This window comes from Niallia tiangongensis, assembly GCF_044704065.1.
In the GTDB taxonomy this organism is placed as follows: Bacteria; Bacillota; Bacilli; order Bacillales; family Cytobacillaceae; genus Niallia; species Niallia tiangongensis.
Map to the genome: position 1 here is coordinate 1828994 of NZ_CP162613.1, position 13286 is coordinate 1842279.

A 13286-nucleotide genomic window follows, 5' to 3' on the forward strand; every position below is an offset into this window, starting at 1 on the left:
GTTATAAGGGTTTAGTTTTTTAACATTTTATTTTTAAATGCTTTAGGAGAACACTGATTATCTCGTTTGAAAAGTTTATAAAACTGGGCCATATTCGTAATCCCGACTTCATAGCTTATTTCTAAAATGCTTTTGTCTGTAGTTAAGAGTAATAATTCGGCTTTTTTTATTCGCTTTAGATTAATATAATCTACAAAAGACATCCCCATAACTTTTTTAAAGTATTTAATGAAATAATGATAGCTAAAATTCAAGAGCTCACAGACATCCTCTACAAGTATCCGGTCTTCTAAATGACGATCAATATAATCTAAAACAGGCTTAAGTCTGGAAAGGTCTTGTTCTTCTGAATAATGGAGCATATTTTTTGAATCGTTTCTAACTAATAAAAGAAGAAGGCGTTTGATTGAATAATTGATTGCAATTTCATAGCCTTTTTCTTTTGTTTGACTTTCCCTATGTATCTCGTTAATTAAAAAATGCACCTCTTGTTTTATTTTTTGATTATCTTCAAAGATATAATTTATCTTGTCTAATGGATGTGTTAATTCTGAAAAACAATAGAAATAAGGAAGGATGCTTTGATCAAAATGTTTATGTAAATCTATTTGCAAGACGATATAACGCAATTTTTCTCCCCTAGCCTTACTTGTTCTATGAGGTTGTGATGTCCCGATAATGAGTACATCCCCTGCAGAAATCGTTTGATCCATTTCTTTTGTTTGCACCGCCAAACTACCATCAAGAATTGCAAGTAACTCTACTTCTTTATGATAGTGCCAAGGGTGATATTCAACGGAACTCATTGCGTTTTCCCTCTCATCATGTATCTCCCACACTTTTAGGGATAGAAGAGGGTTTTGGTAAATAACCTTTTCGTTAACAGGTTGATTATAGGTGTGCTTTGTCCTCATTTCCACTTCATCTTCTCCTCCTATTTGACGAGGTTCTAAAGATACTGTTCTTCTTTCTATTGTAACAAAAAGGAGATAATGAAATGACATAATTGGATAAAAAAATGACAGGATTAAGTATTTTTTTATACGTTTTCATTTTTTATAATAAAGCCATACATAGAATGAGAAAAGGAGTTGTAAAACAATGATTACAGTCTGGAATGAAAACCGTCATGAAAAGAAAAATCCGCTTGTTGCGGAGATTTATCCAAATGGAATTCATGGTACAATTGCTGCATTTTTGGAGAAGGACGGCTATGAAACACATACGGCAACTTTAGATGAACCAGAGCATGGATTAACAGAGGAAGTATTGAATAATATAGATGTCTTAGTCTGGTGGGGGCATTTAGCGCATCAAGAGGTACAGGACGAAATCGTACAAAAAGTGAAACAATGTGTTTTAGATGGAATGGGGTTAATTGTACTTCATTCTGGTCATTTTTCCAAAATTTTTAAATCCTTAATGGGTACTAGCTGTGACCTTAAGTGGAGGGAAGCAGATGATCGCGAAAGACTGTGGGTGGTAGCCCCTAATCACCCAATTGTGGAAGGAATTAATGAATATATAGAATTAGAAAAAGAAGAAATGTACGGGGAACATTTTGATATACCAGCACCAGATGAACTGATTTTCACTAGCTGGTTTGAAGGAGGAGAGGTTTTCCGCAGCGGCTGTACTTATGCAAGGGGAAACGGGAAGGTTTTTTATTTTAGACCAGGACATGAGACATATCCAACCTATCATCATAAAGAAATCCAACAAGTAATTAGCAATGCAGTTAAATGGGCAACACCAGTTAAACGGAAGAGACCAGTGTATGGAAATGCTAAGCCTATCGAAACAATATCTGTTAAGTAAATAGAGGAGGAAATGAAAATGACTAAATTAAAGATTGGCGTAATAGGATGTGGAAGTATTGCACAGCATCGCCATATCCCGGAGTATCTGTGGAATGAGCAAGTGGAATTAGTTGCGGTATGTGACATAAATGAAGAAAGAGCAGCAGAAGTGGCTGGAAAATATCAAGTTCAAGCATTTACCGATTATAAAGATTTGTTAAAAATGGCAGAAATAGATGCTGTTAGCGTGTGTACTCCTAACTATCTTCATGCTCCTATTTCCATTGATGCTTTGCATGCTGGAAAACATGTACTTTGTGAAAAGCCAATGGCGACATCAGAAGAAGAAGCAAATCAAATGATAGAAGCTGCTAGACAGAGTGGTAAAAAATTGATGATTGGACATAACCAACGTTTTGTTTCCTCTCATCAAAAAGCACAACAGTTAATTAAAAGCGGAGAAGTTGGAAAGATATATAGTTTCCGTACGACATTTGGTCATGGTGGTCCAGAAGGATGGAGCGTAGATGGTAAGGAAAGCTGGTTCTTTAAAAAGGAAGAAGCTTTTATCGGTGCCATGGGAGATTTAGGAGTGCATAAAGCTGATTTATTACGATATGTATTAGGAGAAGAGTTTTCTGAAGTTGGGGCATTTGTAGAAACAAATGCGAAAGAATTCTCAAGTGTGGATGACAATGCTGTTTGTATATTACGAACAGAGAGCGGTATTATTGGAACCCTTACGGCGAGCTGGGCTTATAGAGGGAAAGAAGATAATTCTACTGTTATATACGCTGAAAAAGCAGTTATTCGCTTAGAGGATGATCCAAACTATTCGTTAATCATTCAATATACAAATGGGGAAAAAGTAAATTATGAGTTAGGCAGAATTCAGTCAAATAATGATGGTGGTCAGAATAAGACAGGTGTAATTGACCATTTTGTAGAAAGCATTATAGAAGATAAAGAGCCTCTTATATCTGGGGAAGAAGGCAAAAAATCTTTAGCTATTATTCTTGCAGCTTTAGCGTCACAAGAAACGAAGACAATTACAAAAATTTAACTACCTATAATTAAACTGTATTTATCAATTCGGAATGATCGAAAGGGGAATTATCATGAAATTAGGTGTGTTTACCGTTTTGTTTGCAGATAAAACATTTGAAGAAATGCTTGATGCGGTGAAGGAAGCAGGGATTCAAGCGGTAGAAATAGGTACAGGTGGTTACCCTGGAAACAATCATTGTAATGTAGATGAATTATTGGAATCAAAAGAGAAGCGAAAAGAATATCTAGAAAAGATCGCAGAGCGTGACCTTATCATTAGTGCCTTCAGCTGCCATGGAAATCCCATTTCACCACAAGAAGCATTCGCAAAAGAATCTCATGAAACGTTGATTAAAACAATAAAACTAGCATCTTTGATGAATGTTCCTGTCGTAAACTGCTTTTCTGGAACTGCTGGAGATCATGATGGAGCGAAATATCCAAACTGGCCTGTTACACCGTGGCCAAATGAATATAGTGATGTGAAAAAATGGCAATGGGAAGAAAAGTTGATTCCCTATTGGAAAGAAGTAGGGACTATCGCAAAAGAGCATGGTGTGAAAATTGGCTTAGAGCTACATGGCGGATTTCTAGTGCACACACCATATACGCTACTAAAATTACGTGAGGAAACTTGTGATGCTATTGGAGCAAATCTGGATCCAAGCCATTTATGGTGGCAAGGGATAGACCCAGTTGCAGCGATAAAAATTTTAGCAAAGGAAAATGCCATCCATCATTTTCATGCAAAAGATACGTATATAGATCAGGAAAATGTCAATATGTATGGTTTAACAGATATGCAGCCATATGGTGAAGTACAAACGAGAGCATGGACATTTCGTTCTGTAGGATGTGGACATAGTGTCAGTGAATGGTCTGATATGATGAGTGCCTTACGAACTTATGGATATGACTATGTGGTTAGCATTGAACACGAAGATCCAATTATGTCGATAAAAGAGGGATTAACAAGAGCAGTAACCAATCTGAAATCTGTCCTAATTGAAGAATCACCGTCGCAAATGTGGTGGGTGTAAGTAGTTACAGTCTAAATAAAATGGTATACAACTAATAGAAACGGGGGAGACATATGTCCAAGTTAAAGGTAGCTATTATTGGCTGTGGCAATATTTTTCCTATGCATGCACAGTCGATTGTCTCAAGAGAAGATGCAGAGCTAGTAGCAGTTTGTGATGTAAAACAAGAACGAGCGGAAGAAAAAGCAAAAATCTATCAATGTGCCAGCTATACTGACTATAAAGAAATGTTTGAAAAGGAAAAGATAGATGTTTTGCATATCTGTTTACCACATCATCTGCATGCACCGGTAACAATAGAAGCAGCAAAAAGAAAGATTCATATTTTGACAGAGAAACCGATGTCTATTCACTATGACGATGCGAAAGCAATGGTGGAGGCAGCAAAAGAAAATAAGGTTACCCTTGGTGTCATTTTCCAAAATCGCTATAATCCTGGGTCACAGCTGATAAAGAGAATGCTAGATAATGGAGAGCTTGGTACGATAAAATCAGGTAAGCTATCTGTTACATGGGACCGATCGGATGAATATTATCAAAAAAGCGATTGGAAAGGTACATGGGAAAAAGAAGGAGGCGGGGTAATAATCGATCAAGCGATTCATACGATGGATTTAATGAGATGGTTTATTGATGATGAGATTAAGTATGTAGATGCATCGATAAGTAATCGGGCGCATGAAATTATTGAAGTAGAAGACGCAGCAGAAGGAGTTATTGCCTATAAAAATGGCATTGTTACAGCTTTTCATGCCATAAATTATTACACATATGATGCTCCTGTTGAAATTGAATTACATTGTGACAAGGGAATTGCGAAAATGGTTGCAGACCGGGCAACAGTACGTTTACTGGATGGAAGAGAATTTATTGCAGATAATAATCCACAGGAAACCTTCCATTATGAAAATGGAGTAAAAGGATACTGGGGAGTAAGCCATGTGAAGCAAATAAATAATTTTTATGATTCATTAGCTACGGGAATCCCTGTAGACATCACTGGGGAAGAGGCCTTAAAAACACAAGAAATGATTTGTGCGGTTTACGAATCAGGGAAGAAAAAAGAACGAGTTTATTTTAAATCGAAAGTGGAGACTTTGTAAAATACTATTTTCAGACGATTACTTATTTTGAAAAGCTATACTTACACCGTGGAAGACGGTTAGTATAGCTTTTTCTTTATAATATTTTGCTTATGATGGTTCTTTCCATACGTAATAAAAGAATAAAATCAATGAAAAAAAACACTTTACAAATCGTAATGATTCCGGTTAATATAAGATAGTCGATGAAATGATTGTTCACTCAATGCTATAAATCGTAATCGTTTCGATTTGTTTTTTTCAGAGCTTATAGAGAAATTCCTGATATGAGCTTTATGTGATAATGATGTGCTGAGCAATATTTTTGCAGGAATTTTTTATTAATAAGGAGAGGGAATAAGTGAATGATGAAGTGGAAGGTATTATTAAATCCTCACTTATTAAGTAAGGAGGTTTGCTAGAATAGAGGGGAATTCGTAGAGATGCAAAATGACTGTTTTTATTATACACTACGTAAGATGTTTTAAAAATAGTTTTTCTATATTTATGATTTTCATAGGTTTTTGATAAATGGTGGAGTACATAATTGTAGCTTTGCACAAACCCTTGGATTGTGACTCGATTCGAGGTTACTTATCCAGTATTACACATGCATTATTAGGGTATGAACACAGAAAGGTTTGGTAATTATGAGAGTAAATATAACACTTGTTTGCACAGAAACAGGAGATCGTAACTATAACCACAAAGAATAAGCGGAATAACCCAGATCAATTAGAGGTAATGAAATATAGTCCACGTTTAAAAAGAAGGCTGTTTTCTAAAAGATTGTTGTTTTATCAATAGGAAAAAAGAATTAGTTGGAAACAATTAGCAGCCGGAATACACGTAGACTCCTGTGGGATTAGCAAGACAGTCTTAAGACCCTGCAGGAGCGTAGCGACGAAGCGGCTAAAGCGCGAGCCCAACGGAAAGCGAAGTGTATTCCGGCTGCGGGCGATAGCAACAAACTTTACGAAAATAGCCAAAAAGAAAAACATTGCATAAAGAAAGTAAATAAAAAGGCAGGGTGAAAAAAATGGGGAAAAAATTTAAATTGATTAGTATGATGTTACTTGCAGTATTGATAGTAGCTGCATGTGGGAAAGGCGAAAATGATGCGTCAGGTGGATCAAGCAAAGAAAAGCTGCAGATCATGACAACATTTTATCCAATGTATGAATTTACAAAAAACATAGCTGGTGATAAGGCAGATGTAAAATTACTTATTCCTTCAAATCAGGAGCCACATGGTTGGGAGCCGACACCAAAAGATATAGCGAATGTACAAGCGTCAGATTTATTTGTTTTTAATAGTATCTATATGGAAAGCTTTGTAGATACAATTAAATCTGCAGTTAATAATAAAGAAACAGTGTTCGTTGAAGCAAGTAATAGAATTACATTAAAAGAGGGAATTACTGATGAACATAATCATGAGAGTGAAGAAGCTGAACACGAGCATAGCTATGAGAAAGATCCACATGTGTGGTTAAGCCCAGCATTAGCGATTAAAGAAGTAGAAACAATTACAGCTAGCTTAATAGAAGCAGATCCAGATAATAAGGAAACGTATCAACAAAATAGTGAAGCATATATTGCTAAATTATCAGCACTTGATCAAGAATATCAAGACGCTTTAAGTAAGGTAGAGAAAAAAGAGATGATTACACAGCATGCAGCATTTGGATACTTAGCTAGTGAATATGGACTTACACAAGTACCAATTACTGGATTATCGCCAGAACAAGAACCAAACGCACAACGATTAGCTGAATTAAAAGATTTTGCAACAGAACATGATATTAGTGTTATTTATTTTGAAGAAACAGCATCTAAAAAGGTTGCCGATACACTGGCATCTGAAATCGGAGCGAAAACAGAAGTACTTAGCACATTAGAAGTGTTAAGCAAAGAAGATGAAGATAATGGATTGGATTATATTAAGGTAATGGAAAGAAATTTAGAAAAAATCGTGCAAGCTCAACAATAATAAAATAGCTTATGTAAGCCTCCATTGGCGTTTCTTTTCTTTCCAATGGAGGCTTTTCATTTAGGTTGTTAACTTACCTGTTGCTTTGCTGGAGTTGAAAGTGATATTGTATTAGTGAAAGCGTTTTGATGGAGGGATAAGAATGGTTGCTAATCAACGGTTTGTATTTATAGGAGATAGTATTACACAGGCAGATAAGCTTGAAGATTGCGAACAAATTGGCTATGGATATGTTCGCTATATTAAAGATTATATTGCCATAAATCAGCCTGAAGCATTGCCTGACTTTTTTAATAAAGGCATTAATGGAAATAGAATCCCAGACTTAGAGAAAAGGTGGGAAGAGGATGTCCTGTCCTTGCGACCAGATTTAGTAACTATATCGATTGGGATTAACGATGTATGGAGACAATTAGACAACCCTGATATGGAACAAGTTACTCCAGCAATTTTTAAGGAAATATATGATCGCCTTTTAACACAAGTAAAGATAAATTCAGAAGCCAGGATCTTTTTAATGGAACCAACGATCATTGAGGAATCAGTAGATGCAAAAGGGAATATTTTAATAAAGGATTATGTTGCTGTGATTCATCAATTAGCAGAAAAATACGATGCGACAATTGTCCCGACACATCAAGTGTTTATCGAATATTTACAACAACCCAATCATCAAGCATTGACAACAGACGGAGTACATATGAATTCTGCTGGAAATATGTTGATGGCACAAGCATGGTTGAAAACCTATAATAATGTAAAATAGCAAAATAGAAAACTATTTGTATAAGAGGCGTTGTTGTTAACTAACATGCCTCTTTCTTTTCGTGCAAACTGTTTATTCTAAACCAGTGAACACAAGGAATAAGAAAGTCTTTTCTAATCCGAAATATCACGGTATGATAGGAGAAGCAAATAGAAAGAGAGTGAACAACAAACATGGCGATGCGACTTAGAGATTGGGATCGAAATTTAAAGATTCGTCTTGCTGGTGAATCAACCGTTAATGTTACGTTTTGGATGTTTTTCCCGTTTTTGGCGATTTATTTTACAGAATCATTTGGAAAATCAATTGCTGGGTTCTTATTAATACTTTCACAAGGGTTTTCGGTTGTTGCCAATCTACTTGGTGGCTATTATGCAGATAAATACGGAAGAAAGAAAATGATGGTCATATCAAGCTTGGCGCAAGGGATTTCTTACCTAGTCTTTGCATTAGCAAGCTCTCCTTGGCTTGATTCTCCTGCCATTAGTTTTATCTGTTTTACAGTGATTAGCCTTTTTACAAGTATATATTGGCCAGCAAGTCAAGCGATGGTAGCGGATGTAGTAAAAGAGAAAGATCGCAGCAGTGTATTTGCGATATTCTACACATCTACTAATATTGCAGTAGTAATAGGTCCCGTACTAGGAGGGTTCTTTTATAAGGATTATCGATTCTTCCTTTTACTAGCAGCTGGACTATTAAATATTCTATTAAGTATTGTTTTAAAAATTTGGATAGCAGAAACAGCTCCACCATATAAAGAGTCAGTAGGCACAAAAAAGAATTGGATTATGGCATTAGGTTCTCAGTTGAAAGATTACCAGGTTATAGTAAGAGATCGAACTTTTTTAATGTTTATTTTAGCAGGGGTATTAATCGGGCAAACCTTTATGCAATTGGATTTGTTATTGCCAGTTTATGTCGATGAAGTGGTCGCAACCCAAAGCTTATTTTCTATCGGCAGTTGGTCGTTAGAAATTCAAAGTACGCAAGCTTTTGGATTAATCCTAGCAGAAAATGGTTTGGTAGTAGCTATATTTACGATAATGGTGACAAAATGGATGTCTAAATATAAAGAGAAAAATGTATTTATTGTTTCCTCCTTTATTTATGCGATGGCTGTTATTATGTTCAGTCAAACCAATATAATTTGGGGGTTAATGTTTGCGATGCTATTATTTAGTTTTGCTGAACTGATGACAGCAGGAATTCAGCAAAGCTTTATATCTGAAATCGCTCCTGATGACCAACGGGGAAAATATTTTGCAGCAGCTAGCCTGAGGTTTACTTTTTCCAAAATGATTGCACCGTTATCTATTCCAATGAGTGCGTGGTTTGGATTTGAATGGACATTTTTGATTATTGCTATGTTAGCAGTAGTTAGTGCGTTTATTTATTACGTGATGTTTAAACAATTCGATATGAAAAAGAGAAATTTACAGGCAGTGAAACAGTTATAAAAAATAAACTCCTGCGTTATTTGGTGATTAGCCAATAACGCAGGAGTTTTTATATTGGTTATTAGAGAAAAAGAACATAGAATATGTAGCCATCAATTAAATAACTACTCCTTAAGTATTTTTTCTTCCTGTCGAATTCTCCATAATCTGTATGTATGTGTAACAATTACTTTAATAATAGCAAAGATTGGGATGACGAGAACCATGCCGATGACACCGATAAAGCGACCGGCAACTAAGACTAAAACCATCACCGTGACTGGATGAATGGACATCCGTTTTCCGATAATTTGCGGTTGGACAAAAAGGCTCTCAATTTGTTGAATAATCACAACAATAGCTAGAACAATAATTGCTTGCATTGGCGAATGTAATAGCCCGACGATGACAGAAGGAATCGCACCAATCCAAGGACCTACATAAGGAATTAAATTTGTAATCATTCCAAAAATCGCAAGAATAAGGGCATATTCCAGCTTAATGGTACTAAAACCTATGTAGTAAAGGATGCCAACAAAGGAACAAACGATTAAAACTCCTTGAATATAATTACTTAACGTCTCATCCATATTGGAAAGAATAGGTCTTACTTTTTCTTGCTTTTCTCTACTTAAGGTTTGCAAGAAAAACGTAGGGAGCCGTTCACCTTCCTTTAATAAATAGAAAAGGATAAAAGGAACAATAATGAATAAAAGCAGGGTATTAAAAATGGTTCCAACAAAGGAAAGGGAATTTGCTACTAAATTCTTTAATATCCCACCAGCTATTGCGCCAATCTCTTCAATTTTATCTTCCCAATTAAAGACATCTTCTAGACCAAACCGTAATACAAGCTCGTTATGCTGAATTTCACGTAAGACATTTTTTAATTCAGAAAAAATAAACGGCATACTATTAATAAGATTTGTGAACTGCTTGTGCAATTCAGGCCCTATAAAGGATATAAGCCCAAATCCTATGCCTATTAAACATAAATATAGTAGTAAAATGGCTAGACTTCTCGGCATTTTTTTACTTAGCCATAGCACCAATGGTCTGAATAAGTAAAAAAGGACACCCGCTAGTAAAATCGGGATAAATAAAGTTTGCACAAACACAATGATGGGTCTAAAAAACCAATCAATCAGAGTGCCTAAATAAATGATTAAGAAGGACATAATAATGATGGATCCAATTTGCATGATTTTTTTATACATTTAATCTCTCCATTTATAAGCATATTTCATTTTTTGGTAGAGTGAAGAACTTGCTTAAACGTTGATATTGGAATATATATCTAAATAAGCACTTTCCTTACCTATTCTTTCATTATATGTTTTTACGCCTTATATTACAAAAAATGATGAGAATCTGACAATAAATTTAATCATTTTTCCCTTTATATCCAAACCTTTTCCTTTTACATGTCGTCTAATAGATAAGTAAGGGGGGGATCGTTTGGAAGAATTGTCAGCAAGCTGGAATGAAATAGACAATAAAGAAGAAGTTTTTGATGAAATAATGATTACATACGGACAAGAGCTATTGCATTTGGTTTTTTCCTATGTGAAAAATCAAGCAATTGCTGAAGAATTAACACAGGACATATTTGTAAAAGTATATTATTCCATACATAAATATAAAGGGAAATCTAGCTTGCGAACATGGCTATGGAGAATAGCTATTAACCACTGTAAAGATTATTTGAAAAGTTGGTATACGAAAAATGTTGTAAAAGTAGATGATGAATTTCTTTTTGGGGAAGACAGAAGAGAAAATGTGGAAGAAGAAATTCTTCAAAAAGAAGAAGAGCAATTGCTTATTCAAGCTGTCATGAATTTGCCGGTCGTGTATCGGGAAATCATTTTTCTCTTTTACTTTGAAGAACTACCAATCAAGGAGATTGCTACTATATTAAAGATAGTCTATCCACTGTATTTATTTATATCTTTACAGTTGTTGTCATGCTATTTTGGAGCAATTTTTCAAAAAAGAAAGTCCTCCTTACACTTGGAACCGGAATAAGTATCTTCCTATTAATAAATGCTTATATCTATATTACAAGAGGAAACTACAGGCTTAAAAGACTAATGGCATTTTTCTTTCCTGAAAGATATGGAGATGATGCCGGTTGGTATTATTTATTTCTGGATAAAATGTGGGCTAGTCTAAGGTGGATAGGACCTTCTGATTCTGATGCCTTGTTTTACGTTAATTATACGGATACTGTATTTCTTCAACTCTCATACCAATTTGGGTATGTTATGGCAGGGATACTTGCGGTGCTTTTTGGTGCACTTATCATAAAAATGTTTAGTAATGTAAATAAAATTAAAAATCCATATGCAAAGCTGCTCATAATAGGAGCGACAGCATTATATAGTGTCCAAGTGATTTATAATATTGGCATGTGTGTAGGGTTACTGCCTAGTACTTCTTTATCCTTGCCGTTTATTAGCTATGGTATCGTGCCAACGATTATTAATGCATTATTAATTGGCCTTATATTAAGCATTATTCGCAGAAAAAATTTTCAATAACATATTTTGGGGAACAGTATGATAAGAATGTATCTAGAGGCAATGCTCATTTATATGTTGATCGGAGCGCCAATTTATTTACTAGGCCGTTTTCTTTTTATTAAATGTAAAAAGCATGAGCAGAACTGGGGCAAGGAAATCTTATTGTTTTTGTTTATCATGTTTTGTATAGGGGTTGCATCGCAAACGATTATTCCAAGATGGTATACGATGGTTGGAGAGGATGGAAAAGCACATATCTATATGTATCGGCTAGAGGGGATAAGAAGTATTAATCTCCTGCCTTTTTCAACGATTTTTTCCTACTTAGCTATTTCAAACAATCAAGTTAGTAATTGGAATCAGGTTACTATTATTAATCTATTAGGAAATGTCCTTGTGTTTGTCCCTTTTGGTATTTTCCTACCTTTATTATGGAGACCGTTTAGAAAGTTTATCTACCTGTTTTGGATGTCGATTTGTATTCCTTTGTTTATAGAAATCACTCAATTATTTATTGGGAGAAGTACGGACATAGATGATGTTATTCTAAATGCTTTAGGGATCATTTTTGGTTTTTTTCTATATAAAGTCCTACAGGATCTTTTACATAAAAGAAAAGAACTTGTAGATATGAAGAAATAGAAATACTCTGAAAAAACGATTATAATGATCTTTTATTTTCTACCATAAGTTAATTTGTAAAAGCTCATGTTAACCTTTTTAAGAACTCTTTAGCTACTCGGGAAATTCCTTTATTAAAAAGATATATATAACCGAAGTAATAGGTATTTGTTAAGGTATCAACAAATGGTAGTGTAACATAACTGTTGTTGTTTGCTAGTCCAGTTATTGTTTTAAAGGCATAATCATAGCCTATATTTATAGCTGTATTTCTTTCCAATGCATATCGAATGGTTTCAACATTATTCGTTGTAAATAAAACCTCCATATTATTTTCTACAATATCTAGGTTTTGGACGAATTCTAATATAGAATGATCGTTATATAAAATAATTGGTTGGTTCTCTAGCATTTTTCCACTGATATACGAATTGTTTGCTAAAGGAGATTTTTTATTAACTGCAACAACCATACATCCATCATAAAGTTTATGAAAATGTATGTTTTTGTTATTTTGTATATCTTCTTCGTTATATATGATGAAACCAATATCAACTTCTTCTTTTTTTACTTTTTCGATAATATGCTGAGAATTATCCTCTTCTATAGATGCCTTAATGAAAGGAATATCTTTTTTATACAAAGTAATTTGATCAGCCAGTAAATCCAATGGTCCCGGAAACGTAGCGATTTTTAACTCTCCTTTTAATGTATGTGTAAAGTTTTCGGCTTCATCAAAAAAATCTTGTAATTTCCTTAATACGTCGTTAGCTTTTTGTATAAGGACTTTTCCTTCAGCTGTTGAATAGGTGCCTTTTCTAGAACGGTGAAAGATTTCAACATCTAACTCTCTTTCTAGCTTTGTTACGGATTGACTAAGAGCAGGTAATGTAATATTTAACTTTTTTGCAGCCATTTTTAATGAACCAGCATTTGAGATTTCTACTATATATTTTAATTGTTCAATATTCATATGT

At 34.6% G+C, this 13286-nt stretch carries 13 protein-coding genes and 1 pseudogene; 11 read left to right on the forward strand and 3 right to left on the reverse strand.

Translation table 11 applies throughout. The annotated features are described in order from the left end of the window. Positions 1 to 11: 11 nt before the first annotated feature. The gene (locus AB3U99_RS08560) at positions 12 to 914 is read right to left on the reverse strand and encodes a helix-turn-helix domain-containing protein (protein WP_400248006.1); all 903 of its coding nucleotides are present in this window, start codon (positions 912 to 914) and stop codon (positions 12 to 14) included. Between the two features lie 187 nt (positions 915 to 1101). Here AB3U99_RS08560 and AB3U99_RS08565 point away from each other — a divergent pair, with 187 nt between their 5' ends. The 8 genes and pseudogenes from AB3U99_RS08565 (at position 1102) to AB3U99_RS08600 (ending at position 9187) form a co-directional block, all read left to right on the forward strand. Beyond that, on the forward strand, positions 1102 to 1818 hold the full coding sequence (locus AB3U99_RS08565; RefSeq protein ID WP_400246862.1) for a ThuA domain-containing protein: 717 nt from the start codon (positions 1102 to 1104) through the stop codon (positions 1816 to 1818). A gap of 18 nt (positions 1819 to 1836) precedes the next feature. After that, positions 1837 to 2862, forward strand: a complete 1026-nt coding sequence (locus AB3U99_RS08570) for a Gfo/Idh/MocA family protein (RefSeq protein ID WP_400246863.1) — start codon at positions 1837 to 1839, stop codon at positions 2860 to 2862. 55 nt (positions 2863 to 2917) lie between these two features. Next, the gene (locus tag AB3U99_RS08575) at positions 2918 to 3886 is read left to right on the forward strand and encodes a sugar phosphate isomerase/epimerase family protein (RefSeq protein WP_400246864.1); all 969 of its coding nucleotides are present in this window, start codon (positions 2918 to 2920) and stop codon (positions 3884 to 3886) included. 53 nt (positions 3887 to 3939) lie between these two features. Beyond that, the gene (locus AB3U99_RS08580) at positions 3940 to 4989 is read left to right on the forward strand and encodes a Gfo/Idh/MocA family protein (RefSeq protein ID WP_400246865.1); all 1050 of its coding nucleotides are present in this window, start codon (positions 3940 to 3942) and stop codon (positions 4987 to 4989) included. Between the two features lie 629 nt (positions 4990 to 5618). After that, a pseudogene (rpmG, locus tag AB3U99_RS08585) lies at positions 5619 to 5775 on the forward strand (50S ribosomal protein L33). 232 nt (positions 5776 to 6007) lie between these two features. Beyond that, on the forward strand, positions 6008 to 6961 hold the full coding sequence (locus tag AB3U99_RS08590) for a metal ABC transporter substrate-binding protein (RefSeq protein ID WP_400246866.1): 954 nt from the start codon (positions 6008 to 6010) through the stop codon (positions 6959 to 6961). Positions 6962 to 7103: 142 nt separating this feature from the next. After that, positions 7104 to 7727, forward strand: coding sequence for an SGNH/GDSL hydrolase family protein (locus tag AB3U99_RS08595; protein ID WP_400246867.1), 624 nt, complete (start codon positions 7104 to 7106; stop codon positions 7725 to 7727). A gap of 179 nt (positions 7728 to 7906) precedes the next feature. Beyond that, positions 7907 to 9187 (forward strand): MDR family MFS transporter, encoded by a 1281-nt coding sequence (locus AB3U99_RS08600; protein WP_400248007.1) that lies wholly within the window; start codon positions 7907 to 7909, stop codon positions 9185 to 9187. A gap of 104 nt (positions 9188 to 9291) precedes the next feature. Here AB3U99_RS08600 and AB3U99_RS08605 read toward each other — a convergent pair whose 3' ends face one another. After that, the gene (locus tag AB3U99_RS08605) at positions 9292 to 10383 is read right to left on the reverse strand and encodes an AI-2E family transporter (RefSeq protein WP_400246868.1); all 1092 of its coding nucleotides are present in this window, start codon (positions 10381 to 10383) and stop codon (positions 9292 to 9294) included. A 241-nt stretch (positions 10384 to 10624) separates the two neighbouring features. Between AB3U99_RS08605 and AB3U99_RS08610 the strand changes: the two genes are divergently transcribed. The 3 genes from AB3U99_RS08610 to AB3U99_RS08620 are packed head-to-tail and all read left to right on the forward strand — an operon-like array spanning position 10625 to position 12330. Continuing rightward, the gene (locus tag AB3U99_RS08610) at positions 10625 to 11191 is read left to right on the forward strand and encodes a sigma-70 family RNA polymerase sigma factor (protein WP_400246869.1); all 567 of its coding nucleotides are present in this window, start codon (positions 10625 to 10627) and stop codon (positions 11189 to 11191) included. Then, positions 11131 to 11706, forward strand: coding sequence for an FtsW/RodA/SpoVE family cell cycle protein (locus tag AB3U99_RS08615; RefSeq protein ID WP_400246870.1), 576 nt, complete (start codon positions 11131 to 11133; stop codon positions 11704 to 11706). Before AB3U99_RS08610 ends, AB3U99_RS08615 begins: the two co-directional genes overlap by 61 nt. Positions 11707 to 11724: 18 nt before the next feature. Then, a complete protein-coding gene (locus AB3U99_RS08620) occupies positions 11725 to 12330 on the forward strand; it encodes a VanZ family protein (RefSeq protein WP_400246871.1) in 606 nt (201 codons plus the stop codon). A gap of 64 nt (positions 12331 to 12394) precedes the next feature. Here AB3U99_RS08620 and AB3U99_RS08625 read toward each other — a convergent pair whose 3' ends face one another. Beyond that, positions 12395 to 13282 carry a LysR substrate-binding domain-containing protein gene (locus AB3U99_RS08625; RefSeq protein ID WP_400246872.1) on the reverse strand — a complete coding sequence of 296 codons (888 nt, stop codon included), beginning with the start codon at positions 13280 to 13282 and terminating at the stop codon, positions 12395 to 12397. Positions 13283 to 13286: the final 4 nt, after the last annotated feature.

What these genes read in the sequence shown, in the direction of transcription:
- AB3U99_RS08565 (WP_400246862.1), top strand. Translation starts at nt 1,102, where the DNA reads ATGATTACAGTCTGGAATGAAAACCGTCATGAAAAGAAAAATCCGCTT.
- AB3U99_RS08590 (WP_400246866.1), top strand. Translation starts at nt 6,008, where the DNA reads ATGGGGAAAAAATTTAAATTGATTAGTATGATGTTACTTGCAGTATTG.
- AB3U99_RS08600 (WP_400248007.1), top strand. Translation starts at nt 7,907, where the DNA reads ATGCGACTTAGAGATTGGGATCGAAATTTAAAGATTCGTCTTGCTGGT.
- AB3U99_RS08570 (WP_400246863.1), top strand. Translation starts at nt 1,837, where the DNA reads ATGACTAAATTAAAGATTGGCGTAATAGGATGTGGAAGTATTGCACAG.
- AB3U99_RS08625 (WP_400246872.1), bottom strand. Translation starts at nt 13,282, where the DNA reads ATGAATATTGAACAATTAAAATATATAGTAGAAATCTCAAATGCTGGT.
- AB3U99_RS08615 (WP_400246870.1), top strand. Translation starts at nt 11,131, where the DNA reads ATGCTATTTTGGAGCAATTTTTCAAAAAAGAAAGTCCTCCTTACACTT.
- AB3U99_RS08560 (WP_400248006.1), bottom strand. Translation starts at nt 914, where the DNA reads ATGAGGACAAAGCACACCTATAATCAACCTGTTAACGAAAAGGTTATT.
- AB3U99_RS08620 (WP_400246871.1), top strand. Translation starts at nt 11,725, where the DNA reads ATGATAAGAATGTATCTAGAGGCAATGCTCATTTATATGTTGATCGGA.
- AB3U99_RS08575 (WP_400246864.1), top strand. Translation starts at nt 2,918, where the DNA reads ATGAAATTAGGTGTGTTTACCGTTTTGTTTGCAGATAAAACATTTGAA.
- AB3U99_RS08580 (WP_400246865.1), top strand. Translation starts at nt 3,940, where the DNA reads ATGTCCAAGTTAAAGGTAGCTATTATTGGCTGTGGCAATATTTTTCCT.
- AB3U99_RS08595 (WP_400246867.1), top strand. Translation starts at nt 7,104, where the DNA reads ATGGTTGCTAATCAACGGTTTGTATTTATAGGAGATAGTATTACACAG.
- AB3U99_RS08605 (WP_400246868.1), bottom strand. Translation starts at nt 10,383, where the DNA reads ATGTATAAAAAAATCATGCAAATTGGATCCATCATTATTATGTCCTTC.